Raw genomic sequence first — 26,274 nt, forward strand, 5'->3', positions numbered from 1 at the left:
TAGAGCGTGGCGGGCGGAAAAGTCTTGAACACTGTTAGTGCAAACATTTGCATAAAAATAGGTCCATCGCTGGGTACGGAAACAGGGTGTTTTCGGACCTGGCAGTGGACCTATATGACATGCATGGTGGTTTCTAGTGGTCGTGGGTAAGGTGCACAGCGGTTTTATGAAGAGTCTGTAGGGGTAGCACCAATACGTGCCGCAATCACAGATGAGAGTGGGTATGGGCGCTCGTGGGCGAGGATCTCGTTGAGGAGGCTGGTGCGTGTCATGTTTTCAGACGCTGCGATGCGGTGCACCGTGGATGTTATGTCCGTGATGCTGGTGACCCATTCACTGGCATAACGGGGAACAGCGTCTCCTCCCACGCCAATCTGAATACTCCGCCACTCCAGGCGATCTAGTGCTGCGGATCGTTCGGGGTCCCACTGGATCCGCACTGGTGATTCTGTCTTGAGCGTCGACCATTCTTCTTCTGTGGCATAGGTGTTGGGTTCATAATGCGATAGACATGAATGCGACAGTGCCCATTCAAATCCTTCTCGGGTGATGTCCACGGCAAGAACTCGCTCCTGACCAGGCTTGGTGGCCCATCCGCAGCGATACATCATCCATAAAAACGACGGCTTGATCCACGTCATGCGGTCAAGTGAAAAAGGTGGGACGAACCGGCCTGCTGCCACCGCCGCATCAGCGATCTCGGGGCGATAAGCCTGATATACGCGGACTGTTTCTGAATCATAGCGTGCGCGGATCTGACGGTACGGCGGAGGCGCAAGGAAGCTGGTAGAAGATGTGATATTTTGCATATGGCTAGGCTACGCCAGTGCGTTTTTGATGGGAACTTGCACCATATGCCCCCACATGCGCTAACCTTATGGAGTTCCGCCCTAGTAGCTCAGTGGATAGAGCACGGCTCTCCTAAAGCCGGTGTCGGAGGTTCGATTCCTCTCTGGGGCACAACGTAAAATGTAGGGTATTAGCCCAACGCAGTATCAACAACCACGCGCTTGCCATCACTGTCCTCGTCCCACTGTTGATAAAGCTCGCAAGCACACCGCATAACATCGTCCCAGTTGGGAGTTGTGGGGTCCGAGCGGTGGCGTTGCGATACTCTGCGTCGATGAAGATCAACATCGCGCAGCACACATTCGAACTGTATAAGGTGGATGTCCATCTCAGCAGCGAGGTCAACGAAAAGTGCGCGGGTGCAGTGGAGGGGATTGACGGCATCAATAATGACATCATGGCCGAGGAGTAGATTTTCTCTCGCAACATTCGATGCGGACCTGTAGCCGAAGTCGCGCAGGTCGCCGAATGGGGTGAAGGGGGACTCCAGGGCGTCGATACGCAGGTAAACGGCATGCAGTGTGGCGGCGAGTTGGCGGGCGAGGTGAGTTTTGCCGACTCCAGGTAGTCCGGCAAACACGATGAGACGGTTCATGGTGACCATGCTTTGATACGGGCGGCGGCGATGGTCGTTAAGCCCTGTAGTTCCTCGGGATTCATACCGTACTCGGCAAGTTGATCAACTGTTCCATGCCACGAGCCTATTACAAGACAATGTCCATCAGCTGTGCGGAAAAGAGTCGCGGAAGCGTGTGTGGGGCCAAGGGGAGCGACCGTGAGAATATGCTGCGGGAGGGTGATGTTCGCATGGCCGATGATTACGGCGGAATCGGAAATGTGGGCACGCCCTCGGATAACAGAATGCCCCGAGATGTGCGCATTACCTGCAATGAAAGCAGCGCCAGAGATGTGCGCCGACGCACCGACCTGAGCGTAGTCGCAGATGTGAGCATCACCCTCTACATGGGCGTGATCAAAAATTCGGGCGCTAACGTTGATTTTTGCCGTCCCATCAACGGTAGCGTTGCCAAAGATTCGAGCGGAACCCCCGACCTGGGCATGCCCAGATACGATGGCTGAGCCGAGGATCTGTGCGGAATCGCTCACCAACGCTGCGTCCGTCACTTGTGCAGCACCTGTAACCAGGCAGTTGTGAACCCGAGCATTGCCGTTTACCTGCGCAGCTCCCATTACTCGCGCATTTCCTGTGAGCTGTGCGGAATCCCCGACGTGGGCCTGCTCAGAAACCATAGATTGGCCGCTAAGTAGTGCATCGTCCGAAACAGTGGCTCGCCCAGATATTTGTGCTTGCTCAAAGAGAGTTGCGTGATCGGACATCCGCGCCCGACCAGATACTGTCGCTCCTTTATCTGCGTCAATTGTCACAGAATCGGACACGACGGCATCGTCGCTGATGATCACTGGACCGCTGACCTGAGCTTTATCCCGTACTTCGGCTCGCCCGCAGACGAGAGCATGACGCGTTACAACAACGGAACCCAGAACTTTTGCGGAATCGGCGACCCAAGCGCCGTCACTAAGCTGTGCTTGCGGGGAGACCCAACCGCCGAGGGTGCCTGCCGCTACCCCCTGTTCTGGGATGGCGTGGGTGGCGCGAATGCGGTGCAGTGTTTCGCCAACATGAGTGATCGTTGAGGTTGTTAGCTCCCAATACTGGTCGGCAGGCGAGGGGGTGGGCATGGTGATCAGAGTACTGTGGACCCCACTAGCCGCGAAGGAGGACACCGTGAGTTCTGTTGCGTACTACATCCCGATTGATCAACGCCAGGCCGACGAACTACGTCACAGTGCTGACGCGAGTGCGTGGGCGGAGGAAAGGTTGGAGGAGGTGGTGTTGAACGGGGCGTCGATAATAGATGACCAGCAGTGGATGGGCATGTATTTTGCGCTGCGACAGCTACCCCAAGCGCAGGTGACGCCGGAGCTTCCGCAGGCGGCGACTGGGATCGAGCAGCTGGGGGAGGAGCCGCCAGTGGTGTTGGTGCCCGCCGAGGCCGTCTCCGCAATAGCAGATGCACTATCAGGGGTGGGTGCTGAGGAACTTGAGGCGGCTGCAGAGAACGTTCGGGCCGAGTACCCCGATGTGCTGCTTGACGACGCCGAGACATCGCTGAAGGCTCTCACCGCTCTGTATCGAGAGGCTGCTGAGTCGGGTAAAACCGTGGCGGTTGTGGTGTCGTAGCTGGGCGTTACAGTGGCTTGCGCGTGTTATGTTAGGGGTGTTGGAATGCATACCCCCGCACGGCTTGTTTTGCTGCGGGGTCGGAAATTTCATTCTAAGCTGTACTGGATACTATCTCGTGACTGGACCCAAAGGGGTGCTCTTTTGACTAACTTAAAACCAAATTTCACCGACGTTGATGGCCGTAAAATTGTCACCCGCATCGTTGAGCACAAGGACTTTGAATATTTATCAGTAGAGCTGCTTAATGAGGAGGACGGTACCACCGAAATTCTCATGAGACTGAACATGTACGACGCCAAGAAAATGGGTAGCGCTTGCGACGTGTTTCTCCAGCACACCGTGGCTAAAAACTTCGGCAACTTTAGTGGGCATCTTTCCCCAACGGAACGCGCCGACCTGTTCAATGACGACGACGTTTAAAACACAGTGAACCTGCCTACGAAAGGCAGGTTTTTCTTATCAAGGAGGCCATAAAGGTGCGCCACATACGAGTAATAGGAATAGGTGCAGGTAATCCGCAGCACATCACCCTCGAAGCCATCAGTGCGCTTCAGGGCGCCGACGCCGTTCTCGCCCTCGACAAAGGCGAAATCAAGGCCGACCTGCTCCAACTCCGACAACTCATCGTGGACACCCACGCCCCCGCGGTGCCCATCGTCACTGTTGACGACCCGCCCCGCGACCGCTACCCCCGCAACTACTCTTCCGAAGTCCGTCGCTGGCACCAAGCCCGCGCCCAGCTGCTTAACGACGCCCTGGTGGACACTGTTCCCGAGGATGGCACCGCCGCATTCCTTGTCTGGGGGGATCCCTCCCTTTACGACTCCACTCTTCGCATCATCGACCACATGCGTGAAACCTGCGGACTCGAATGCGATGTGAGTGTTGTGCCCGGCGTTACTGCCGTCCAAGTACTGACCGCAGCGCACGGCATCACCATCAACCGTATTGGCGAAGCCATCCATATCACTACTGGGCGAAACCTGCACGCCACCAGCGAAAAAGACCGGCGTAACTGCGTGGTCATGCTCGACGGCGGCACCGCCTGGCAGGACGCCCACACTGAGCACACCTACATCTGGTGGGGAGCATATCTGGGTACATCCCAGCAAGAACTCCGTTATGGATACGTCAAAGACGTGGGTGACGAGATTGCCGAGCTGAAAGCCTCTCTGCGTGAGGAACACGGGTGGATTATGGATACGTATTTGCTGCGAGAGGTTGATTGAGTGGGGGGATTGATTGGTGAATATCTGGACGGTTGCTACTAATAACGGGTAATAAGTTTGCTTTTCATTATTCCCCAATCAAAAAAGGAATCGTCTATATCACCACTGGAATAGGCGGATATATATGCGGGGCGATGGGGGAGTCCCATGTCGCCCTCATTATCTTCATAGAAGACCATTAACGCCCAGCCGTTGTATATCTCTTTCTGGAAGGGGTTGCAGTCTTCTCCTTCATATTCTGGGTTGAAAGTGTTTTCATAATGCTGGATGATATTGTTTGGGAGTTTTGAATCCCTTGCGATCATTAGTTTTCCGGCGGAGCGTAGTTCTGTGCCATAACATATCGAACTCAGTTCTTTGGGTGACACTGAGGGTGATATCTCAATAATTGCCCCGTAGTTTCGTTCCGTGGGTTGGAGGGCTTCGACAAGTATGGGTATGAGGTCAGCGTCTAGTTCTGGTGTTATATCCTTCCACCAATGCACTGTAACGTGATCATTGTTTAACCAGCCATCAATTTTATCCTTGGTGCAGCGATCTGCAAAAAGAAAAAATTGTGTTCCTGGGTGTTTATTTACATACGTGACAAAACGATCAAAAGGAACCGTTGTGGGCTCATTCATGGCGTCCACTTCATAGAAATAGTATATGAAGTTACCGTCTGATTCTTGTGAGGGCATGGTGTTTCCTTATTCTAACAGGGTGGAATAGAGGATTCCATTGTAGCCGATAATCGCGTAATGTAGTTCCTAATCGCGTGTGGATACTAGATGCTAGCAAGCATCTAAAAGAATTCTTGCCTGCGCTTGATCTGCAGCTTTGTCAATGGTTTTGGCATTGTGGGCGCGGGCCCACAGTCTCATTAACTCACCCACCGACAGTCGGTTCTTCGTGGCCTCCATCTCGGCTTGAGCCACTTTTAATACGTCTTGCTGTCCCATTGATGAACAACCGCCAAATTGATCGCCAATGGAAGTATCCAGCCAGATAAGCTCCCACTGTTCAAGATCCACAATAAGCGGAATCGCTGAGATGGAACGAACAGTAACATGCGCAGCGGTTTCCACGGTACGGGGTTCAAACACTTGACCAGCCATGCTGTGGGTCCTGGTCATCACTCCGGCGACGGTGTCAATATCGGCAAATAACTCTCCGTTGTAACCTTTGTTAGATGAAACTATAGACATAATCGCGTAACGGGCCGATGGGAATTTCTGTATAAAGTCCGGCCTTTTGCCAATCCGCGACAGTATGTGATTGTGCTTGTGGCGCAGCGTGATATCAATAAACTCGCACATGCCATCCTGTGTCGAGGCATTGGTAATATCCCCTGAATGTGTGACAAAACCGTGCATAGGATTACGGATAATATTGGCGTAATCCAGAGAGTCGATAATATGTTGGAAGTGGGTGTCGGTGAATACCACACCGAGACAGATATCGTGTCCGAACCCATGAACAAACATACGGATGATGTCGGTGGTATCTTTATCCGGCAACGGAAGGCGTTCACCACGGCTGATGTGTCTTAGCTTTGGATAGATATCGTTGCCGAACCAGGGGACAAACATGCGGATAACATCAGTGATGTCCCTATCCTGCGCTGGAAGATGCTGACCACAACTGGCATGTCTTAGCCCTGACGAGGCATCACGCCTAACCAATTCTACTGGGGCATCACCAACTACTGGTACTGGCGCTATAGGCGGCGGGGCGGTGGCAAGGCGCGCGACCATGCCGTCCAGCAACGCTGCTGTGACATTGCCCAATAATTTTGCATCAACTTTCGTTATTACTCGTTCACGCAGCTTGTTACTGCGACTGCCCACCCGGGTAACCACCACACGCGAATCACGGTTTTGTAGGCCGTTATACGCCGAAATTAAAGTAGTCAACGAAACTTTGGACAGTACTTTGCGGGCTGTATTTTCGATAGCACGTGCTTTCTTCTCCCAGTCTTTTGTGCGCGATGACGTAGCCAGACGCATTAGGTGGTCCAAGCGGCGAACAAAGTTACCCGGGGTATGTTCTAGTAATCTGACTGCTTCAACCACGTCACTGGTCTCCAAGGCTGCTTCAATGCGGGAGTTTAAGGTGCGATAGTTGCTGTTTCCATGGATAACGTCAAGTTGGTGTTGCGCGGCCTGGTGGCCAGTGACATCAAAGGGGTGGATGCGCCGCATCAACCGCCGCCAGAGGTGACGACGGTGTGCCAGCAGGTCGAGGTTGAAGTCGTTGCTAAATCGTGCCAGTGCGGTGATGATGGCCACGCGGTGTCGCCTGGGTATAGGAGTGATGTTGACGGGGTGCTCGGCGCTGCAGAGCAGGTCGCGGGCGCGTTCGGAGTCATCCACGAACACAGTGAGCACGGTGCGCAGTACATCGTCAACATTGCGTGCGGAATCCAATCCTGCGCTCAGGGTGGCGTCCTGGTTGCCGCCGGTGGCGTACCACACGTCCCACAGCGCGGTCGCGAAGTTCTCACCGTTGCGGAAGGTGGCTGCCTGGAATAACGCAGCAGTGTCCGTGTCCAGGTATTCAGCGAGATCGTGCACAAACTCACGGTCTGCTTCTGACAAAGCCCTAGCCTTTTCCCATTCGTTGACCAGCATGAGCGTGTCAGGTGTGACTAGTGCGAGCACTCGCGGTGAGGCGGTCTTCAGCTTTGAATGTTCGTCCGGTCGCCACTGCCTCAGTGTGAGGTAATGAGTTATGGCGTTGAAGAACACTGCACCATCGGATATGTTCATGACCTGCTCGGGGAAGCCTGGGTACATGGGCACCCATGTACGGTCCGCACCAATAAGTTGTGCCGCCGTAGCTATAAGTTGTTTGAGTTCCTCCACGGGAAGTTGTTGAAGCTGTTCAGGGTTGGCGATAAATCCGAGGTTGAGTAGTTCGATTGCTGCGGTGGTGGCGACGATACGATTAGACGGAGAAGCGGCCGTGGGTCGAGCAACAAACAGTCCACGGCGCATAAACGCAGCGGTAGTCATGATAAACCTTTGCAGGTAGGGAAGGTGCGAAGACAATTTATCCCCCAACTATCATGGCGCGTTGGGGGATAAGTGAGGAAAGAATGCCCGTGAATCTATTCCGAGGATAGTGTAAAAGTAACGAACAGATATGCCTCACGCAGATTTCAGTGAAGCATATGTGAAGCCTGAAATCAAGCCTTACAGATCTAGCAGGTTATCTGCTATTCGGCAGTGAGGGTGTTTGGTCTGGCTTGCAGGTCAAAGTTCTCAAAACGCTACCAACATCTCGTGTCTTGCGGTGGGGCTATTCGCGTCAGCCCCACATTCCTTTTATCCCGCAAGCTCGTCAAGTTTGCGCATGACAGCTCGGGCGCGGGGGTTGGTGGCGTGGCTGCCGTCGGGGTATTTGACGGTGGGGACGATGCGGTTGCCGTCGTTGACGGATTTGACCCACTCGCCTGCGGCTTCGTCTTCGTCAACGTCAATGTTGACGTAGGTGACTCCAGCGGCATCAAGATCGCTAGTCAGGCGTTGGCAGAAGGGGCACCAGGTGGTGGTGTAGAGGGTGAGTTCATTCATTGTTTAAGTCCTTACATAGGTGATGTATTTGTACCGTAGTGGCGTCTTTTTGCCGCCGACGCCACTAGAGTCAACACCATCGTCACTGCGAATAATCCCACGTTCGGAGGTGAGCCAGTCGGTTTCTGATTCGATGGTGAATTCGCCTGTGATGTCAGGTGCGAAAACAGCACGGTTACCAAGGTGAGGGGCCAGGTGGGCGTCGATAAGTGTCATGGTGATGGCATCAACCAGAGGGAGTGTGCTGGCGTAGACTTGGCCACCGCCGATGATCCAGCCGTCTTGTGGGGGCTCTGTGGTCACGGTGGCGCCGGTGGACCAGTCGCCAGGCGGGCGGGTGGATAGGATGATATTGTCACGGCCGGGCAGGGGGCGGCGGGGAAGTGATTCCCACGTGGCGCGGCCCATGATGATGGGGTGGTCGAGCGTGGTGTTTTTGAAGTGTGCTAGGTCTTCAGGCAGGTACCAAGGCATGTCGTGGCCGTTGCCGATGACGCGGTCGTGGGTTTGAGCCCAGATGGCGCGGAGCATTAGACGGCGACCTGTGCGCGGATGACGGGGTGTGGATCGTAGCCTGTGAAGGTGATGTCGTCGAAGGTGTACTCAAACATGCTGTCGGCTTTTCTGAGTTCTAGTTGCGGGTAGGGGCGGGGTTCGCGGCTGAGCTGAAGTTTGACCTGTTCGCGGTGGTTGTCGTAGATGTGGCAGTCGCCGCCCGTCCAAATGAATTCGCCGACTTTTAACCCTGCTTGCTGCGCAAACATGTGCGTGAGTAGCGAGTAGGAGGCGATGTTGAACGGTACCCCAAGGAACATGTCAGCGCTGCGCTGATAGAGCTGGCAGGACAGCGTCCCGTCCGCTACGTACAGCTGGAAAAGTAGGTGGCAGGGCGGCAGCGCCATGTTGTCGATCTCGGAGACGTTCCAGGCGGAGACGATGTTGCGGCGCGAGTCGGGGTTGTTTTTCAGCATGTCCAGCGCTCCTGCGATTTGGTCAATGTGCCCGCCGTTGGGAGTGGGCCAGCTGCGCCATTGCACACCGTAAACGGGGCCGAGTTCGCCGTCGGGGGATGCCCATTCGTCCCAAATGGTGATGCCGTGTTCGTGGAGGAAGGAGATGTTTGAATCGCCGCGCAGGAACCATAACAGTTCCCCCACAATGGACTTGACGTGCACTTTTTTGGTGGTGATCAGTGGGAAGGAGTGCTGAAGATCAAAGCGGATTTGCTGCCCGAACAGGCTGGTTGTGCCGGTGCCGGTGCGGTCGTCTTTGTGGGTTCCGTGTTCAAGGATGGTGCGGAGGAGGTCTTCGTAGGGTGTGGCCACGCCAGTCATGGACAATAGTGTACAGATGCTCGTACGGGTTCCGTGGAAGGGCATGGGAGGTTATTGTCGTGGCAACATACACTCTGTAGCGCAAGCACTTGAACACTGCCAGTGCAAACTTTTGCATAGAAAAAGGTCTACCGTCAGGTATGGAAACGCCCTGTTTTCGTACCTGGCAGTGGACTCATATGACACGCATGGAAAATATGCTTATCCCCAAGCTGTAAAACACCCCATTTTCATGCTTGAGCATAAGCATACTGTGCGCCGGGAAGCGATGGTCTATCAAACTGCCACCCAACAGCCCCTAGTAACTCCCGTTCTCTTCCAGGAATCCCGCAGCTGCCTCTAGCATGTCGTCAGCGAGTTCGGGTCGGCAGATGAGGATATCAGGCAGGTAGGTGTCTTTGTTGTTGTAAGTGAGGGGAGATCCGTCGAGGCGAGAGCAGTGCAGCCCGGCGGCGGTGCAGACTCCCACAGGAGCAGCGCTGTCCCACTCGTATTGTCCACCTGCGTGGACGTAGGCGTCGGCATCGCCGAGGAGAACGTGCATGGCTTTAGCGCCGGCGGATCCCATTTTGGTGGTCTCAAAGCCGAACTTGTCGGCGATGTGGTGCGCGACGGCGGGCGCACGGTTGTGGGACACAACGATGTTGCGGGAGAGTGGCCCGAGGACGGCTTTGACGTCATCGGAGTGGAAGACTACGCCGAGGTCGGGCAGGCCGACGGCGGCGGTAATGGGGAGGCCGTTTTCAACGAGGGCGATGTGTACGGCCCAGTCTTGCCGCCCGGTGGCGAATTCTTTGGTGCCGTCAAGGGGGTCGATAATCCAGACGCGGTTTTTGCCGAGGCGCGCGGGGTTGTCGGCGGCTTCTTCGGAAAGGAATCCGTCGTCGGGTCGGTCTTGTTCGAGGACGCGTGCGATCCAGCTTTGGGCGAGGTCGTCACCAGCCTCACCGAGGTTGCGGCCGCGGAGGAGGCCAACGTTTCGAACACCTTTGAGGATTTCGCCGGTGCCTTGCGCGAGGCGTCGGGTGAGGATGGAGTCGTCAAAGTGAACAGTCATAACTTAAATCCTAGTTGTTTGGTTGTATGGAGGTATGGCTGACAGTGTGCTTGCTCGTTTTTGCCCTCCAGTGGCCGAGTGGTTTCGGGGTGTTTTCGCCGCCCCGACTCCAGTTCAGCAGGAGGCCTGGGAGGCTATTTCTGCTGGTGAGCACGCATTGGTGGTCGCTCCGACTGGTTCGGGTAAGACGCTGGCGGCGTTTTTGTGGGCATTGAATTCTCTGGTGTCGGCACCGGGGCAGTTATCGCTTATCGACGCCCCTCCTACCGCGGCGTCGTCACGCAAGGGCACTGGTGTGCGGGTTCTGTATGTGTCGCCCTTGAAGGCGTTGGGCGTGGATGTGGAGAATAACCTGCGTGCGCCGCTGTTGGGTATCGGGCGCACAGGGGAGCGTTTGGGGCAGCCAGTGCCGGAGGTGCGAGTTGGTGTGCGATCGGGGGATACGACGAGCGCTGAGCGCAGCAGGCAGGTGCGCCAGCCGCCGGATATTTTGATCACCACTCCGGAGAGCCTGTATTTGATGTTGACGTCCAAGGCGGGTGACATTCTGGTGGATGTGGATACGGTGATAATCGATGAGATCCACGCCATTGCGGGCACGAAGCGCGGTGCTCACCTGGCGCTGAGCCTGGAACGACTGGAACGCATCACTACAACTCCGCCGCAGCGTATCGGCCTGTCGGCAACTGTCCGCCCGTTGGAGCGGGTGGCGGAGTTTTTGGGCGGCAACCGCGAGGTACGGATCATTAATCCGCCCGCAGAGAAGAAGTGGGCCTTGGATGTGCGGGTGCCAGTGGAGGACATGTCGGATCTGCCCACCCCAGAGATTGGCTCAACCATCGGGGAGGCGGTGATCGATGATCCTTTGGGGCTTTCCGGCCCGAGTCCCCTGGAGGAGTCGGCGCTGCCAACACAAAAGTCTATTTGGCCGTTCGTTGAGCAGGACGTGTACGCGCAGATCATGGCAGCACATTCGACGCTGCTGTTCGTCAATGCCCGCCGCACGGCGGAGCGCCTGACCAGCAGGTTGAATGAGTTGTGGGCGGCGGAGCATGACCCGGAGTCATTGTCGCCGCAGCGGCGTCGAGACCCGGCGCAGATGATGTCCTCAGCGGACGTGGCAGGGAAGGCCCCGGTGGTGATCGCGCGGGCGCACCACGGATCAGTAAGCAAGGACGAGCGCGCACTCACGGAACAGATGCTGAAGTCGGGGGAGCTGAAATGCGTGGTGGCCACCTCCTCGCTGGAGCTGGGCATTGACATGGGCGCGGTGGACCTGGTGATACAGGTGGAATCTCCGCCATCAGTGGCCAGCGCCCTCCAACGTGTGGGGCGTGCTGGTCACACGGTGGGCGCGGTGTCAACAGGTGTGCTGCATCCGAAAAACCGCAGTGACCTGTTGCAAACCGCCGTAACGGTGGAGCGCATGCTGGAGGGGAAGATTGAGGAACTGAAAGTACCCTCCAACCCTCTCGATGTGCTGGTGCAGCAGACCATCGCTGCCACCGTCACAGCCGATATTCACGTGGACACCTGGTACGAGACGGTCCGTCGCGCCTACCCGTATAAAACCCTGGACCGCGACGTCTTCGATGCTGTCATTGACCTAGCCAGCGGCGTGTACCCCTCAACGGATTTTGCTGAGCTCAAACCCCGCATCGTGTTCGACCGCATCACCGGCATGCTTTCCGCGCGCCCAGGCGCGCAGCGGGTGGCGGTGACCAGCGGCGGAACCATTCCTGACCGTGGCATGTTCGGGGTGTTCCTCATCGGCTCGGAGGACACGAAAGCCCCACGCCGTGTTGGTGAGTTGGACGAGGAGATGGTGCACGAATCCCGCGTGGGCGACATCTTCACGCTGGGGGCCACGAGCTGGCGGGTGGAAGATATCACCCGCGACCAGGTGCTGGTCTCACCCGCGCCGGGGCATACGGGCCGTCTGCCCTTCTGGAACGGGGACGGGTTGGGTCGACCCGCCGAACTGGGCAAAGCCGTGGGTAGGTTTCGCCGCGAACTAGCTGCCGACCCGGCGCGAGTGGCGGCTTTCAGCGATAATGCGCGCGCCAACCTGGTGAATTATGTGCAGCAGCAACAGGAGGCCACCGGGGTGGTCCCAGACGAGAAGACCCTGGTGCTGGAGCGTTTCAAGGATGAGCTGGGGGATTGGCGCGTGGTGCTGCATTCCCCGTATGGGCGGGGTGTGAATGCCGCGTGGGCGCTGGCCATTGGCGCGCGTATCGCGGAGCAGACGGGGATTGACGCGCAGCCTGTCGCTGGTGACGATGGTATTGTGTTGCGCCTCCCCGAGGGGGAATCCCCGCCGGGCACCGAGCTGGTGATGTTCGACCCAGGGGATATTGAGCAGATCGTGGCGGAGCAGGTGGGTAATTCGGCCTTGTTTGCGTCCCGGTTCCGGGAGTGCGCCGCCCGTGCGTTGTTGTTGCCGCGCCGGAATCCGGGCAAGCGCGCGCCGCTCTGGCAACAGCGTCAACGCGCAGCGCAGCTGTTGGATATTGCCCGGAAGTACCCCTCGTTTCCCGTCATTTTGGAGACGGTGCGGGAATGTCTTCAGGACGTGTATGACCTTCCAGCCTTGAAGTATCTGTGTCGAGACCTGCAGGAACGCCGTGTTCAGGTGGCTGAGGTGACGGTGGAGCAACCCAGCCCTTTTTCCTCCTCGTTGCTGTTTAATTACACAGGCGCGTTCCTGTATGAGGGCGACAGTCCCCTCGCGGAGAAGCGCGCCGCCGCTTTGGCTCTGGACCCGGCGCTGTTGGCCAAGCTGCTAGGCACGGTGGAGCTCCGGGAACTGCTCGACCCGGACGTGATCGAACAAACGCACTCCGAGCTGCAGCGAACCCTTCCCGGTCGCCAGGCCCGCACTGCTGAAGAGCTTGCGGACGTACTGCGGGTTATCGGTCCGATTCCCTACGATGACCTGCCCGCGCACTGTGCCTTCGACGAGCCCTTCGCCGCCCTGCACACCCTTGGTAATCGCGTGATGCAGGTACGTATTGCCGGGCGGGAGCACGCCGCCATCAGCACGGATGCTCCGTTGCTTCGCGACGCCCTGGGAATCCCCGTCCCGCCTGGGGTTTCGGCACCCACGCATTTCGTGGATGACGCCTTGGAACAGCTAATTCATCGCTTCGCCAAAACCCGTGGGCCGTTCATCGTCAGCGACGTGGCAGAGGCTTTTGGCCTTGGCGTGGGCACCGCGCACACCATCGTCCGGGAGGCGGCACGCGCCGGGATTGTGGTAGAGGGGAGGTATCGGCAGGGCGTCGATACGCAGGAGTATTGCGCAAAGGATGTGCTGCGGACCATTCGTCTGCGGAGTTTGGCGCGGGCGCGGGAGCAGGCCGAGCCGGTGAGCCAACACACCTACGCGCGGTTCCTGCAGCAGTGGCACGGTATTGCGGAGGTAGGGCAGCGCCCCGAACTGCAGGGTGCCGACGGTGTGTTTGCTGTGGTGGAGCAGTTGGCGGGTGTGCGGCTGCCTGCCAGTGCGTGGGAATCCTGGATTTTTCCGACGCGGGTGGCGGGCTACCAGCCCACCATGCTGGACGAACTCACCACCAGCGGCGAGGTCAGCATCGTTGGTGCGGGCAAAGCCGGGGCGCGCGATCCCTGGATCATGCTGCTGCCCAGCGACTATGCCGCCGAACTCGCGCCGATTGTGGACGTCACACTCACACCCACTCAGCAAGCGGTGGTGGATCTGCTGGCGCGCGGCGGCGGATTCTACTTTCCCGAACTGCTCAGCGACGTTGGCGGCGGGCTCGTCGTGCCGGGTACGATGCAGGCCACCGAACTACAGGACACGCTGTGGGAACTCGTGGAGATGGGTATGGTCACCCCGGATGGCTTCGGGCCGATTCGTGCGCGCCTCGCCGCAGGTACGTCAGGAAAGTCCGCGCACCGCGCGAAACGACGCCCCGTGCGCGGCAGACTTCGCCGGGGACGCACCAGTTTCGGCCCTGTGCGCAATAACCCTACGCCGCCCGACATGCTGGGGCGCTGGTCGCTGGCTGTCACTCCTGCCACCGACGCCACCCACCGCTCCATCGCCCACGGTGAGGCATGGCTGGAACGCTACGGCGTGGTCACTCGTGGCAGCGTGGTTGCCGAAGACACCATCGGTGGGTTCGCCCTCGCCTACAAGGTTCTCGCCGGGTTTGAGGAATCTGGCAAAGCCACCCGCGGCTACCTTATCGACGCTCTGGGAGCCGCGCAGTTTTCCACGCCCGCCGTGGTGGACCGCCTGCGCGGTATCGAACGCGCCTCTGCGCCATGTGGCGTGGTGGTTCTCGCCGCCGCTGACCCCGCCAATCCCTACGGTGCCAGCTTGCCGTGGCCCGATGATGGTGCTCGTCTTACTCGTGGTGCTGGGGCACTGGTTGTGCTTAACGACGCCCAGCCTATCGCCCACCTCACGCGCGGCGGACGCACCCTCACTCTCCTTGGCGAGGACTGCGTGGGGCTTGTCGTGCACGCTTTGGGCGATGCGATTGCGCGGGGCATGACCAGCAGAATCACGGTGGAGAAAGTCAACGGCGACCCTGTTTTGGAGTCCGCCCTGCTTGCCGAATTCCGCGCCGCTGGAGCGCACATCACCCCACGCGGCGTGAGCATCGGGGGAGCCGGGAGTACTGGTTCGCGTGGCGGTGCTGGAGCCAGTGGCATTGGGGGTCGGTCGCTGGGTGAGGCATTGGCTGAGCTGGGGGATTAGGGGTGTGGCGTAGTGTTTGCTTATCAAACTGTCGTTTTTGGGGCTTGAACAGGACAGTTTGATAAGCAAACATTACGGGGAAATATTGAACCCCCATCCCCTATGGCACAATAGCCACCATGCCTGAAGGCGATTCGGTATTTCAGTTGGCGTCCAGGATGCAGTTCCTGGTGGGCCGGGAAGTGCTGCATACGGACCTGCGGGTAGCCTCGGTGGCTACCACCACGTTCACAGGAGAGACCGTCGAGCGCATCTGGCCATACGGCAAGCATTTGTTTATGCAGCTGGGGGAGCAGGTTCTGCATACGCACCTGAAAATGGAGGGCACGTGGTCGTTTCATCTCAAGGGTGATAGGTGGAAGAAGCCTGGCTATAAGGCTCGCGTGGTGTTGGCTGTGGATGGCACTCCGCACCCGCGTCCGATTGAGGCGGTCGGGTTTGAGCTGGGTTTTGTGCGCGTGTTTTCGCTGCGTGATTACCCAGATCGGATCGCTCATTTGGGGCCGGATGTGCTGGGGGAGAACTGGAATCCGGAGGAAGCGACAAAGCGGATTCTCGCCAGGACAGAGCGCCCGATTGGCACGGCGTTGTTGGATCAGCGGAATCTGGCGGGAGTGGGAAATGAGTATCGCGCGGAGGTGTGTTTCATTGCGGGCGTGCACCCTGCCACGCCGGTTGCTCACACGGATGTGCCAAAGATCGTGGACATCGTGCGTCGAGTCATGTGGGCGAACCGTAATTCACCTATTCGCGTGACCACGGGGGTGCGACGCGCCGGGGAGAACGGCTACGTGTTTGGCCGGAATAACAGACCGTGCCGTCGATGCGGGACGCTGATTGTAAAAGGCGAGTTGGGCGGCGTCGATAAGGGTGGTGACGAGGGGGAGTTGGAGCGCATCATCTGGTGGTGTCCGGCGTGCCAGCCCCGGGTTTTGTGATGTAGCTACACTGGAGGGGTATGCGAACGCTATTGAATATTATCTGGGTGATCACCGGCGGGATTTGGCTGTCGTTGGGGTATTTTTTCTTCGGGCTGCTGGCGTGCGTTCTGGTGGTGACCATTCCGGCAGGTGTGGCATCGTTCCGCATGGCTAATTACGCGCTGTGGCCGTTTGGGCGCACGGTGGTGGAGAAGCCGGGTGCGGGCGCGATGAGCGGCCTCAGTAACGTGATGTGGTTCTTTGTAGCGGGCTTGTGGCTGGCTGCGGGGCATATCGCTACGGCGGCGGCGCAGGCCGTCACCATCATTGGCATTCCGCTGGCCATTGCGAACCTGAAGATGATCCCGGTGACGTGCTTTCCGTTCGGCAAGGAGATTGTCAGCTCACGTTAGACGGACTGCCTCCTGGACGCCACCTAAAGCCGTCCGGGTAGCGTGTCGAATAGCTGGGCCACGGGGTTGAAGATGCGTGCGGGTGCCTTGTGGTCCTGGATTTCCTGGAGGATGAGCTCGGGAGCGCCTTTCCAGATGGTGGTTACTTCTTCCAGCACCCAGTCAGCCTCAAGCCCGGCGTCGGTGGCAAACTGCTTCCAGTCGCTCATGGTGACGGTGCGGAAGTTAAAATTCGTGCCAATAGACAGTGCAAGTTCTTGACTGTAGCTGGGGTACGGTGCCACGGAAATGAGGTCGTATGCGGGGGCTAGCCGAACCTCGCCGCCCGGTTTGATCAGCAGCGAATGGTTCTTTCCGTGCGCGTCACCGTTGCCGATCGCCACGTTGAACGCTGCCTGCCGCACCAGCGCCTGCACATCCTCCTCGGCGTTGCTGGAATGCTCACGCAGGAACCGCACATAGTCGCTTAACGACGGCCCGCCCGCCTTCTGGTATTTCTTCTCAGGGCTCAGACCCCATGCCTGAATGATGTCTTCTTGATGGATACGGAGAGTTCCTTCCGGCAGCATGGTGCGGTCAAATCGTGCCGTCACGTACGCGCGCTCACTGCCGACGCCCACCAACCCGGCCGTCGCCGTATTGATTCCGATGGTGCGTGCCGCCGTCATGATCGCAGCTTCAAGGCGATCAATGTCCCGAAACTGCATCGATGCAGGTTTAAAAATATGAGTAGACGGGGTGGTCCCATCAGGCAAGAACCATTGCTTGTCGTGGTAGGCCAGCGCAATCTTCTCGTGCGCCCCCGAGAGGGTAGCGCGGGGAATCACACGATGTGAGGGGAGTGCACCGCCGAATTCCCGCACCGATGCAATGAGGGTTTCCACGTCGCGGTCGCTGAGCGGATGGGAAAAATCATCAAAACCAGGGATGTTACCTGTGCGAACAAATTGTGCTGCGCCGGCAATGTCCTCGCCCATATGGCCAAGAACCTCAAAAGCATCATTGGCGTTGACAATGTTATAGCGCCGACCCCAATCAGACAGGAGCTTCTTATTCTCCGGTAGCAAACCCTGTAAAATGTATTCTATATTTGTGGTGGTATGCGGATCTGCTTGCAAAGGCAAACTTAAAGAAAAAGGATAAGCATCTGGGTTGGCAAGCCATTCATCTGAATATTGAAGTAGGCATTCGCCATTAGCGTCGCGAGAGACGTAAGCAGCAAACTGTCCAGAAAGGTACAAGTCAAGGCTCTTTACTTTACCCACTGTCTGCTCCCTCGCTTTGATTGCCCTGCGTTACGCGCATGTTGTTTTTCCCAACCGTTTTTCCGACCATGGACAGTTTACACAACGAACATGTCCCCCAAACCGCGCGGCCGCGTGCCGACTGTAGCTATATTGCTATATAAATTTCTTTGTTAGCCTGAACTGCCGAAATGCTGCATTCTGAAAAGGTAGCAGACTCGCGTAAAAATGGGGTGCTGGATTGATCTACCCCCGAGATGGAAAGTGTTGTGGCTTGGGGCGCTGGGTGGTGTGTGAAATGTGTATACCGTTAGGTCCGAAAATGCGTTTTTTGTTGCCTGGACGTATACATACTTAGATGCAAACGGTGTAAAAATGCTAAGCCCCGCACAGTGTGCTTATGCTCAAGCACGAAAACACCCCCTTTTGTGGCCTGGGGATAAGCACACTTTTCATGCTTGCCATGATCTATCAAACTGCACGTTCGACCAGTGAAAAGCGGGAGTTTGGTAGATCATTGGCAGCCACCCCTGCGCCATGATCTACCAAACTCCCAGAAACCCCAAAAGAACCAAACCTACCGGTTGGCGCGGTACCACTCGATCAAAGAATCGGTGGACGGATCACCTGATTCAGGCGCTGCTGCGCCAGTCACGGCGGGGAGCAGGTCGTTGGCTTGCTTTTTACCGAGTTCCACGCCCCACTGGTCGAAGGAGTTGATGTCCCACACCACGCCTTGCACGAAGGTAATGTGCTCGTAGAGCGCGATGAGTGCGCCCAGCACAAACGGGGTGAGTTCTTGTGCGAGGATGGTGGTGGAGGGGCGGTTGCCGGGCATGACTTTGTGGTTGATCAGGTCCACAGGCACGCCTTCGCCGGAGATTTCTACCGCGTTTTTGCCAAAGGCGAGGACTTTGGTTTGTGCGAAGAAGTTGCTCATGAGCAGGTCGTGCATGCTGCCTGTGCCGTCGGCGGTTGCCAGATCGGTTTTAGGCCGGGCAAACCCGATGAAGTCGGCTGGGATGAGCCTGGTTCCTTGGTGCATGAGCTGGAAGAAGGCGTGTTGCCCGTTGGTCCCCGGTTCGCCCCAGTAGATTTCGCCAGTGTCGCAAGTGACGGCGGTTCCGTCGTGGCGGACGGATTTGCCGTTGGATTCCATGGTGAGTTGCTGCAGATAGGCGGGGAAGCGTGCGAGGTCCTGGGAATAAGGCAGCACAGCGTGGGTTTGTGCGTCGAAGAAGTCGGTGTACCAGATTCCCAGCAGACCCATGAGTGCGGGCACGTTTTTTTCAAGCGGGGTGGTGCGGAAGTGCTCGTCCATGGCGTGGAAGCCGTCGAGGAAGCGCATAAAGTCCAGGGGGCCGATCACAGCCATGAGCGAGAGCCCGATAGCCGAATCGACGGAGTAGCGGCCGCCCACCCAGTTCCAAAAGCCGAACATGTTGTTGGTGTCTATGCCAAATTCGGCGACTTTCTCGGCGTTGGTGGAGACGGCGACGAAGTGCTTGGCCACGGCGGCCTGGTCGCCATCGAAGGCATCAAGAAGCCAGCGCCGTGCAGCAGTGGCATTGGCCAGGGTTTCCTGGGTGGTGAAGGTCTTGGATGCCACCACAAACAACGTGGAGCCAGGGTCTAGGCCGTCAAGTTTGCTCACCAAGTCTGCTGGGTCAACGTTGGAAACAAAGCGGGCGGTAATTCCAGCGGTGGCGTATTCCCGCAGGGCAAGCGTCGCCATCGCGGGGCCGAGATCGGAGCCGCCGATACCAATGTTGACGATTGTTTTGATGGTGTGCCCGGTGTGTCCCAGCCAGTCGCCGGAGCGCAGGGCATGAGCAAAATCACGCATCCGCCCAAGCACGTCGTGCACGTCAGCAGCGACGTCTTGGCTGTCCACTACTAGGTCTTCCTCCACGGGTAGCCGCAGCGCGGTGTGTAGTACGGCACGATCCTCGGTGTTGTTGAGGTGGGCGCCGGTGAACATGGCTTCCGTTTTTTCTTTGAGCCCAGCGGCGTTGGCAAGGTCAATGAGCAGCGCCAGGGTTTCATCGTTCACGCGGTTTTTAGAGAGGTCAACATGCAAACCCGCAGCGTTGAAGGTGAGTGTGGAGGCGCGGGAGGGGTCGGCGTCGAAAAGCTCGCGCAGTGTTACTTCCCGTAGCGAATTGTGGTGGTTTTCCAACGCTTTCCACTGGGTAGTGGAGGTGATGTCGGATGCCATGTTTTCTCCTTAAGAAACTATCTATGAAATGGGTATTAACCTCTTCCACGTTAGTCAATCTCACACACGCGCGCCTGGGGAGTACGTCACTTAATTTGATACCTAAGACATACAGCAGACACACACCGACCCCATAATCACAATAGTTAGTTTTGCTGGCATAGTGGTAGCCATGACAGAGCTAAACACCCAAGAACAAACCCAAGCGCACAACACCCAAGAACACACAACCCATTCGCACGGTATGCATGCCGCGCCCTCGCAGACTGCGGGTGTGCAGAGTGTGCAGGAGCGCATCGATTATTTGATGAGCTACACCCCAACGGGGCTCTTTATGAACGGCGACTACACCGACGCCTCTGATGGCGGCACGTTTGCGGTGTATAACCCGTCAACGGGCGCGGAGTTAGCCCAGGTAGCGTCGGCCACGGCGGAGGATGCGCGCCGGGCGTTAGACATGGCCGTCGATAAGCAGGCAGAGTGGGCGGCTATGTCCACGCGGGAGCGTTCGGAGATTCTATACCGTACGTACGAGCTATTGCTGGATGTTACGTCGGAGTTGTCGCTGCTTCAGAGTTTAGAGTTGGGTCGCGCTTTGCCGGATTGCCAGGCTGAGGTGGCGTACGCTGCCGAGTTTTTCCGTTGGTTTGCGGAGGAGGCGGTGCGGGTTCGCGGTGATTTCCGCCCCAGCCCCACCGATAATGCGCGCTTCCTAGTGACTCAGCAGCCGGTGGGTCCGGTGCTTGCAGTGACGCCGTGGAATTTCCCGCTGGCGATGGGCGCTCGCAAGCTTGCCCCAGCGTTGGCGGCGGGCTGCACGGCGATTGTGAAACCGGCATCGAAAACCCCGCTGACCATGTTGTATCTTGCGGTGGTTCTCCGGGAGTCGGGCCTGCCGGACGGAGTGCTCAGCGTGCTGCCCACGGCCAATGCTTCAGTGATTTCGGATCTGCTGGATGATCCACGCCTGCGCAAGCTCACCTTCACCGGCTCGACGGGGGTGGGGCAGCAGCTCGCTGCGAAGGCCGCCCAGCACACCACGCGCGTCAGCCTGGAGCTCGGCGGTAACGCGCCGTACATTGTGCTTGACGACGCCGCGGTGGACCTCGCCGCACGCGAGGTTGCGGTGGCGAAGATGCGCGGCGCGGGACAGGTGTGTATCGCGGCGAACCGCTTCCTGGTGCACGAGTCCCTGGTGGATGAGTTCGTGCCCGCTGTGGTGGAGCAGATGAAGAGCTTCACCATGGGGCCGGGTTACGAGGACGGCGTAACGTTGGGTGCACTGTCCGGGCCGGATCAGGTGGATTCGGTGGCGGAACTCGTCGACGATGCGATTGTCGCAGGCGCGACCCTATGCCTGGGCGGGATTCGTGAGGAAGGGGAGGGGTCGTTTTACCCCGCCACAGTGCTCACGGAGGTTCCAGCTGAGTCCAGGATTGCCAAGGAGGAGATTTTCGGCCCAGTAGTGGCGATTCAGACCTTTAGCACCGATGCGGAGGCGATTCGCCTGGCTAACGACACTCACTTTGGCCTGGCGGCCTACGTGTTCAGTGAATCCTTGGAGCGCGCGCTGAACGTGGCGGAGTCTCTGGAGGTGGGCATGGTGTCCATCAACAAGGGGGCGCTGTCCGATCCGGCAGCCCCGTTTGGCGGTGTGAAGGAGTCGGGTGTCGGCCGCGAGGGCGGTTTCGAGGGGATTCGCGAATTCCTGGAAACCAAGCTGATTTCCATTCCGCCCCGCTAGCCCAAGCTGCGCGACCCCAAGCCCAGCTAGCCTAAGCGTCCGCGTCCTAAACGCAGGAGAATGTTTGCCAGGGCGGGGCCTTCTTCGCCGAGTTCTTCGCGGAACTGGTTGATAATGGCTAGCTCTCGCGTGTAGACCAGCCGGGTGCCGCCTGAGCCCATGCGTGTCTTTCCGATGGCTTTGGAGATGTCGCTGCGGCGTTTCACAGCATCCAAGATTTCGCGGTCCAGCCGGTTGATTTCTTCCCGGTACCGCTGGATTTCCGCATCAGACAGGGGGTCATCGGTGCCGGACGGCATGCGGATCTCAAAGTTTTCGGGCATGGTCCATATTCTGCCATGATGTCTGACGCACCCTGTAGGTTAGTAATCACTATGGAAAATTCGCGTGATCTCACTGCGGGGTTGAATCCGCAACAGAAAGAAGCTGTGGAGCATACCGGTGTGCCGTTGCTGATCGTGGCAGGTGCCGGCTCTGGGAAAACAGCGGTATTGACCCGCCGGATCGCGTATTTGCTGCAGCACCGTGGGGTGCATCCGGGCCAGATTTTGGCGATCACATTTACGAATAAAGCCGCTGCGGAAATGCGGGAACGTGTCATGGATGTGGTGGGTCCGGTTGCAGAACGCATGTGGGTGTCCACTTTCCACTCGACGTGTGTAAGGATCCTGCGTCAGCATGCGAGCATGATCCCCGGCTTGAACACTAATTTTTCCATCTATGATTCGGACGATTCCCGGCGACTGCTCGCGCAGATTGCCAAGGATATGCAGCTGGATCTGAAAAAGTTCACTGCGCGTTCCTTGGCCACGGCTATTTCCAATTTGAAGAATGAGTTGGTCTCGCCGCAGGATGCTGCCACCGAGGCGGAGAAAACCCGCAACGAGTTCGAGGTGGTGGTGGCCAAGGTCTACGCCGATTATCAGGCGCAGTTGCGCCGCGCCAACGCCGTGGATTTTGACGACCTCATCGGCGAAGTGGTGGGTATCTTCCAGCGGCACCCTGAGGTGGCAGAGCATTATCGACGCCGCTTCCGCCACGTCCTCATTGACGAGTACCAGGACACCAACCACGCCCAGTACATGCTGGTGTCAACGCTGGTGGGTAAGCCCACGGACGATCCTTATGCGGCGCCCCCGAGCGAATTGTGCGTGGTGGGTGACGCAGACCAGTCCATTTACGCTTTCCGTGGTGCGACGATCCGCAACATTGAGGAATTCGAGCGGGACTACCCACAGGCGCGCACGATTCTTCTGGAGCAGAATTACCGTTCGACACAGAACATTCTTTCCGCTGCGAACGCGGTGATTGCCCAGAACGAGGGACGTCGGGATAAACGGCTATGGACTGCCCTAGGGGACGGGGAGAAGCTGGTCGGCTATGTGGCGGATAACGAGCAGGACGAGGCGCGTTTTATTGCCCAGGAAATTGACAACCTTGCCGATGACGGGGCGTCGTTTAGCGACATTGCAGTGATGTACCGCACGAATAATTCCTCCCGGGCGCTGGAAGATGTGTTCATTCGTACGGGCATTCCGTACAAAGTTGTGGGCGGCACCCGCTTCTACGAGCGCAAGGAAATCCGCGACATTGTGGCCTACCTGCGTGTACTGGATAACCCAGACGACAGTGTGTCGCTGCGGCGCATCATTAACACCCCGCGCCGCGGTATCGGGGACCGCGCGCAAGCCTTCATTGCCTTGCACGCCGACACCAATGGCATGAGCTTCGGTTCTGCGCTTATCGACGCCGCGAACGGCAAGGTCAGCATGCTAGGCACCCGCGCCAAAAACGCCGTGGCAAAGTTCGTGGACATGATGGACGGCCTGCGTTTTATCGCGCAGACCTCCATCAATGAAGACACAAACTTGCCGGACCTGGGGGCGATCGTGTCGTCGATTTTGGACGTGACTGGGTACCGCAGCGAACTGGAGGTATCCAACGACCCGCAAGATGGCACCCGTCTGGATAACCTCAACGAGCTGGTCTCCGTCGCTAGGGAATTCACCTCCGATGTGGCCACCATGCTGGCCTACGCGGACGATGAGCAGCAGCAGGATACGGGGGAGCCGGAACCCGGGAGCCTTCAGGCGTTTCTGGAACGCGTATCTCTAGTCGCGGACGCGGATCAGCTTCCCGACAACGATCAGGGTGTGGTGACCCTCATGACCTTGCACACGGCGAAAGGGTTGGAGTTTCCCATCGTGTTCCTCACTGGATGGGAGGACGGTCAGTTCCCGCATCTGCGTGCGCTGGGAAACCCGCGTGAGCTCGCCGAGGAGCGCCGTTTAGCATATGTGGGTATAACGCGTGCCCAACGGCGTTTGTACGTCTCTAGAGCGCTGATGAGGGCTTCCTGGGGCAATCCTGTGACCAACCCGCCGTCGCGCTTCCTCCAAGAGATACCCGGCGATCTGGTGGACTGGCGTCGAGAGGAACCACAAGCCCAGTCCTGGAATGAGTGGGACGACTGGGGTGAGAGCTCCTACCAAGCCTCATCAAGGCCGTGGCAGCCACCCGCCGCCCCCAGCCCCCAGCGTGGCGGGGGACGCAACAAGGAGCTGAAACTTGCGGTGGGGGACCGCGTGAACCACGAAAAATACGGTCTGGGTACCGTGCTCGAGGTCAACGGCACTGGCGTGCGCGCGACCGTGGTTATTGATTTTGGCTCGTCTGGGACGGTCCGGTTGATGCTTATTGGTGGTCTTCCGATGGAGAAGCTGTGAGCTGTTCCATGAATCCTGTGCTGGTCAGGGCGTCGTAAAACACATCCCTCAGGGGGCGGACACTGCCGTCGAGATACCACTGTTCCAGGCTGCCGAAGTAGACACCGAACACCAGTGACCGCGCGAGTACGCGCGCCTTGAGAGGGGAATGCCCACGTTGTTGTAGGTCAGGGATAAGTTGTTCGGCGTAGTCATCAAGTTCGGCGTTGATGGCTACGCGGACAGACGGTTCCTGCAGGATGTAGGTCATTCCCGAAAAATTCGAGGTGGCGGCAATCCGATCAATGGATCCGATGAGGTCATCGAGATCAATGAGCTTCAGCATGCTTCCGCCCTGATTGCGCAGCGGATCTGTGGTGATGAGCCCTTCCTTGGTGCCGAACCAGCGGTAAAACGTTGCTTCGGAAATCTTCGCGGCTTTGGCGATTTGCGCGATGGTGGTGTTTTGGTATCCCTGCTGTTCAAACAGCTCGAACGCAATGGTGGTGACGTGATGCACCGCCTCAATGTGTCGTTGTTCGCGCAGGCTTAGTGTTAGGGGTGGCTCATCCACGCAGTCCAGTATAACAAACATCACACGCAATGAGAGTTGCTTTCATATTGACAGTAACTCTCATTCGGGGTGACGATGGGTAGTGATGTACCCCATGCCCTAAGGAGGTAGCTGGAATGACTCTCTATGTGATTACCGAATCATTCTTCGGTAACACTCGACGTATCGGTGAAGTGATTGCCACCGAACTTGATGTTGTCCTTTACGGTGCCGCGAGTGCGCCAACGGATTTTGCCGATGGCGATGCCGTCATTGTTGGCGCACCCACCCACAATGGCCGCCTACCCACGCCCGCGACTCGTGAGAAAGCGCTGGCCATGGAAGGTGCGCGGATGTATGACAACTGCGCTGGACTTTTGGAATGGCTGGAAGAAGTTCGTGGCAACGGTAGCAGTGTCCGCGCGGCGGCCTTTGACACCGTTGTGCCTGGTGGTGCGTGGTTTGGTTCTGCTGCGAAGCGATCAGTAAAGAAGCTCAAGCGTATCGGCTTTCAGGTGGATACTCCCGCTGAGCATTTTCTTGTTGCCGGCACTCCGCCGGTTTTGCGGGATGGCGAATTGGTCCACGCCCGTGACTGGGCAGCGCGTCTTGCTGAGCGGTGGCAGGTTGGGTAATGCACGCTGCCCTGAAGTTCTCAAGGGAATGACGCCGTTTGTGGTCAGTCCAGCTCCTTGCGAGAACGCCAAAAACCCAGTCCCTGTAACCGAGATGGGACTGGGTGTTTTTGGAAGTTAACAGCTTCTAGCTGACAGCAGGAGAACTGCTTAAACGGAGATGCCTCGCTCTGCGAGCCACGGAACCGGGTCAACGGGGCCTCCGCCACCAGGGTGGACCTCGAAGTGTAAGTGGGAACCTGTGGAGAAGCCACGGCTGCCCATTCCGGCGATCTTCTGGCCTGCGGTCACGTGCTCACCGACGGATACGTCAAGGGTTTCCATGTGGCCGTAGACGGTGATAGTGCCATCGTCATGGCGGAGGCGGATCCACTGCCCGTAGCCGGAGGCTGGGCCGGAGTCGATGACGGTTCCGTCCATGACTGCGTTGATCGGGGTGCCAATGTTGTTGGCGATGTCAATGCCGTTGTGCATTGTGCCCCAGCGGGGGCCGAAGGGGGAGGTGAAGGTGCCTTGCGTTGGTGCGGCGACCTGTGGGGCGCGGGCTGCTTCGTCGGCTGCGACGCGCTCTTCGTTGTAGTGGATAGCTTTGGTGAGCTGTTCGCTGAGGTTAGATACCGGCTTGAACTCAGAGATTGAGAGGATCTGGGGTGCGGCATCCAATGGAAGGGACGAGGATGAAGCGTCGCTTGCCAGCTCGATGGAATGATTCTCGGTGGTGTTCGCCTGTGCATGTGCCGCTGCAGCTCCACCTGCTCCTGCGGTGGAGACTGCTCCGGTTGCCATTGCGAGCAGTGCTACGCGGCTCTTGGCTGCGGGCGATACAGTCTGCTTGCGGTGGGCGCCGCCGGTTTTCCGCTTAGCGTTCTGTTGCATGA

General features: G+C 58.0%; 23 protein-coding genes and 1 tRNA gene. 10 read left to right on the forward strand and 14 right to left on the reverse strand.

What is annotated here, in order from left to right; translation table 11 throughout:
• Positions 1–164 precede the first annotated feature (164 nt).
• A complete protein-coding gene (locus CDUR_RS03750; protein WP_179417195.1) occupies positions 165–809 on the reverse strand; it encodes a DUF4291 domain-containing protein in 645 nt (214 codons plus the stop codon).
• 78 nt (positions 810–887) lie between these two features.
• Between CDUR_RS03750 and CDUR_RS03755 the strand changes: the two genes are divergently transcribed.
• Positions 888–960, forward strand: a tRNA-Arg gene (locus CDUR_RS03755).
• A gap of 19 nt (positions 961–979) precedes the next feature.
• On the opposite strand, the gene CDUR_RS03760 is transcribed toward CDUR_RS03755, so the two are convergent.
• Positions 980–1,444, reverse strand: coding sequence for a P-loop nucleotide/nucleoside kinase family protein (locus tag CDUR_RS03760; protein WP_233452899.1), 465 nt, complete (start codon positions 1,442–1,444; stop codon positions 980–982).
• Positions 1,441–2,550 (reverse strand): LbetaH domain-containing protein, encoded by a 1,110-nt coding sequence (locus tag CDUR_RS03765; protein ID WP_179417197.1) that lies wholly within the window; start codon positions 2,548–2,550, stop codon positions 1,441–1,443. The genes CDUR_RS03760 and CDUR_RS03765 overlap by 4 nt, the downstream gene beginning before the upstream one ends.
• On the opposite strand from CDUR_RS03765, the gene CDUR_RS03770 reads away from it, so the two are divergent.
• The 3 genes from CDUR_RS03770 to cobF all read left to right on the forward strand — a co-directional run bounded on the left by CDUR_RS03770 (position 2,549) and on the right by cobF (position 4,284).
• The gene (locus tag CDUR_RS03770; protein WP_179417198.1) at positions 2,549–3,052 is read left to right on the forward strand and encodes a DUF1877 family protein; all 504 of its coding nucleotides are present in this window, start codon (positions 2,549–2,551) and stop codon (positions 3,050–3,052) included. The two genes, CDUR_RS03765 and CDUR_RS03770, sit on opposite strands and share 2 nt — an antisense overlap.
• A 144-nt stretch (positions 3,053–3,196) precedes the next feature.
• Positions 3,197–3,475 (forward strand): cg0963 family protein, encoded by a 279-nt coding sequence (locus tag CDUR_RS03775; RefSeq protein ID WP_006063220.1) that lies wholly within the window; start codon positions 3,197–3,199, stop codon positions 3,473–3,475.
• A gap of 56 nt (positions 3,476–3,531) precedes the next feature.
• Entirely contained in the window at positions 3,532–4,284 is a 753-nt protein-coding gene (cobF, locus tag CDUR_RS03780) for a precorrin-6A synthase (deacetylating) (RefSeq protein WP_179417199.1), read from the forward strand.
• Between the two features lie 38 nt (positions 4,285–4,322).
• Here the strand turns inward: cobF and CDUR_RS03785 are convergent, their stop codons facing one another.
• The 6 genes from CDUR_RS03785 to CDUR_RS03810 all read right to left on the reverse strand — a co-directional run bounded on the left by CDUR_RS03785 (position 4,323) and on the right by CDUR_RS03810 (position 10,232).
• Positions 4,323–4,964 (reverse strand): hypothetical protein, encoded by a 642-nt coding sequence (locus CDUR_RS03785; RefSeq protein ID WP_179417200.1) that lies wholly within the window; start codon positions 4,962–4,964, stop codon positions 4,323–4,325.
• Positions 4,965–5,057: 93 nt separating this feature from the next.
• Positions 5,058–7,280, reverse strand: a complete 2,223-nt coding sequence (locus tag CDUR_RS03790) for a hypothetical protein (RefSeq protein ID WP_179417201.1) — start codon at positions 7,278–7,280, stop codon at positions 5,058–5,060.
• Positions 7,281–7,592: 312 nt separating this feature from the next.
• Complete coding sequence (locus tag CDUR_RS03795) at positions 7,593–7,841, reverse strand: mycoredoxin (protein WP_006063215.1); 249 nt, start codon at positions 7,839–7,841, stop codon at positions 7,593–7,595.
• Positions 7,842–7,844: 3 nt separating this feature from the next.
• Positions 7,845–8,372: a dihydrofolate reductase gene (locus CDUR_RS03800; RefSeq protein WP_179417202.1), complete on the reverse strand. Its 528-nt coding sequence runs from the start codon at positions 8,370–8,372 to the stop codon at positions 7,845–7,847.
• Positions 8,372–9,175, reverse strand: coding sequence for a thymidylate synthase (locus CDUR_RS03805; RefSeq protein WP_179417203.1), 804 nt, complete (start codon positions 9,173–9,175; stop codon positions 8,372–8,374). The genes CDUR_RS03800 and CDUR_RS03805 overlap by 1 nt, the downstream gene beginning before the upstream one ends.
• A gap of 298 nt (positions 9,176–9,473) precedes the next feature.
• Positions 9,474–10,232, reverse strand: a complete 759-nt coding sequence (locus tag CDUR_RS03810) for a 3'(2'),5'-bisphosphate nucleotidase CysQ (RefSeq protein ID WP_006063208.1) — start codon at positions 10,230–10,232, stop codon at positions 9,474–9,476.
• A gap of 34 nt (positions 10,233–10,266) precedes the next feature.
• On the opposite strand from CDUR_RS03810, the gene CDUR_RS03815 reads away from it, so the two are divergent.
• The 3 genes from CDUR_RS03815 to CDUR_RS03825 all read left to right on the forward strand — a co-directional run bounded on the left by CDUR_RS03815 (position 10,267) and on the right by CDUR_RS03825 (position 16,297).
• Entirely contained in the window at positions 10,267–14,964 is a 4,698-nt protein-coding gene (locus CDUR_RS03815) for an ATP-dependent helicase (protein ID WP_179417204.1), read from the forward strand.
• Positions 14,965–15,083: 119 nt separating this feature from the next.
• On the forward strand, positions 15,084–15,902 hold the full coding sequence (locus tag CDUR_RS03820) for an Fpg/Nei family DNA glycosylase (protein ID WP_179417205.1): 819 nt from the start codon (positions 15,084–15,086) through the stop codon (positions 15,900–15,902).
• A gap of 20 nt (positions 15,903–15,922) precedes the next feature.
• Positions 15,923–16,297 (forward strand): YccF domain-containing protein, encoded by a 375-nt coding sequence (locus CDUR_RS03825; protein ID WP_179417206.1) that lies wholly within the window; start codon positions 15,923–15,925, stop codon positions 16,295–16,297.
• Positions 16,298–16,320: 23 nt separating this feature from the next.
• On the opposite strand, the gene CDUR_RS03830 is transcribed toward CDUR_RS03825, so the two are convergent.
• Together CDUR_RS03830 and pgi are read right to left on the reverse strand one after the other, a co-directional pair.
• A complete protein-coding gene (locus CDUR_RS03830) occupies positions 16,321–17,562 on the reverse strand; it encodes a HipA domain-containing protein (protein WP_179417207.1) in 1,242 nt (413 codons plus the stop codon).
• 556 nt (positions 17,563–18,118) lie between these two features.
• Complete coding sequence (pgi, locus tag CDUR_RS03835) at positions 18,119–19,759, reverse strand: glucose-6-phosphate isomerase (protein ID WP_006063202.1); 1,641 nt, start codon at positions 19,757–19,759, stop codon at positions 18,119–18,121.
• 307 nt (positions 19,760–20,066) lie between these two features.
• Between pgi and CDUR_RS03840 the strand changes: the two genes are divergently transcribed.
• Complete coding sequence (locus tag CDUR_RS03840) at positions 20,067–21,503, forward strand: NAD-dependent succinate-semialdehyde dehydrogenase (RefSeq protein ID WP_179419014.1); 1,437 nt, start codon at positions 20,067–20,069, stop codon at positions 21,501–21,503.
• Between the two features lie 26 nt (positions 21,504–21,529).
• On the opposite strand, the gene CDUR_RS03845 is transcribed toward CDUR_RS03840, so the two are convergent.
• On the reverse strand, positions 21,530–21,826 hold the full coding sequence (locus CDUR_RS03845) for a chorismate mutase (protein WP_006063200.1): 297 nt from the start codon (positions 21,824–21,826) through the stop codon (positions 21,530–21,532).
• 51 nt (positions 21,827–21,877) lie between these two features.
• On the opposite strand from CDUR_RS03845, the gene pcrA reads away from it, so the two are divergent.
• A complete protein-coding gene (pcrA, locus tag CDUR_RS03850) occupies positions 21,878–24,229 on the forward strand; it encodes a DNA helicase PcrA (protein ID WP_179417208.1) in 2,352 nt (783 codons plus the stop codon).
• Here pcrA and CDUR_RS03855 read toward each other — a convergent pair.
• A complete protein-coding gene (locus CDUR_RS03855) occupies positions 24,198–24,782 on the reverse strand; it encodes a TetR/AcrR family transcriptional regulator (RefSeq protein ID WP_231287142.1) in 585 nt (194 codons plus the stop codon). The two genes, pcrA and CDUR_RS03855, sit on opposite strands and share 32 nt — an antisense overlap.
• Before the next feature lie 116 nt (positions 24,783–24,898).
• On the opposite strand from CDUR_RS03855, the gene CDUR_RS03860 reads away from it, so the two are divergent.
• Complete coding sequence (locus tag CDUR_RS03860) at positions 24,899–25,396, forward strand: flavodoxin family protein (RefSeq protein WP_179417209.1); 498 nt, start codon at positions 24,899–24,901, stop codon at positions 25,394–25,396.
• A gap of 150 nt (positions 25,397–25,546) precedes the next feature.
• Here the strand turns inward: CDUR_RS03860 and CDUR_RS03865 are convergent, their stop codons facing one another.
• The gene (locus tag CDUR_RS03865; protein ID WP_179417210.1) at positions 25,547–26,272 is read right to left on the reverse strand and encodes a M23 family metallopeptidase; all 726 of its coding nucleotides are present in this window, start codon (positions 26,270–26,272) and stop codon (positions 25,547–25,549) included.
• Between the last annotated feature and the right edge of the window lie 2 nt (positions 26,273–26,274).

Source organism: Corynebacterium durum (assembly GCF_030408675.1).
GTDB classification, from domain to species: Bacteria; Actinomycetota; Actinomycetes; order Mycobacteriales; family Mycobacteriaceae; genus Corynebacterium; species Corynebacterium durum.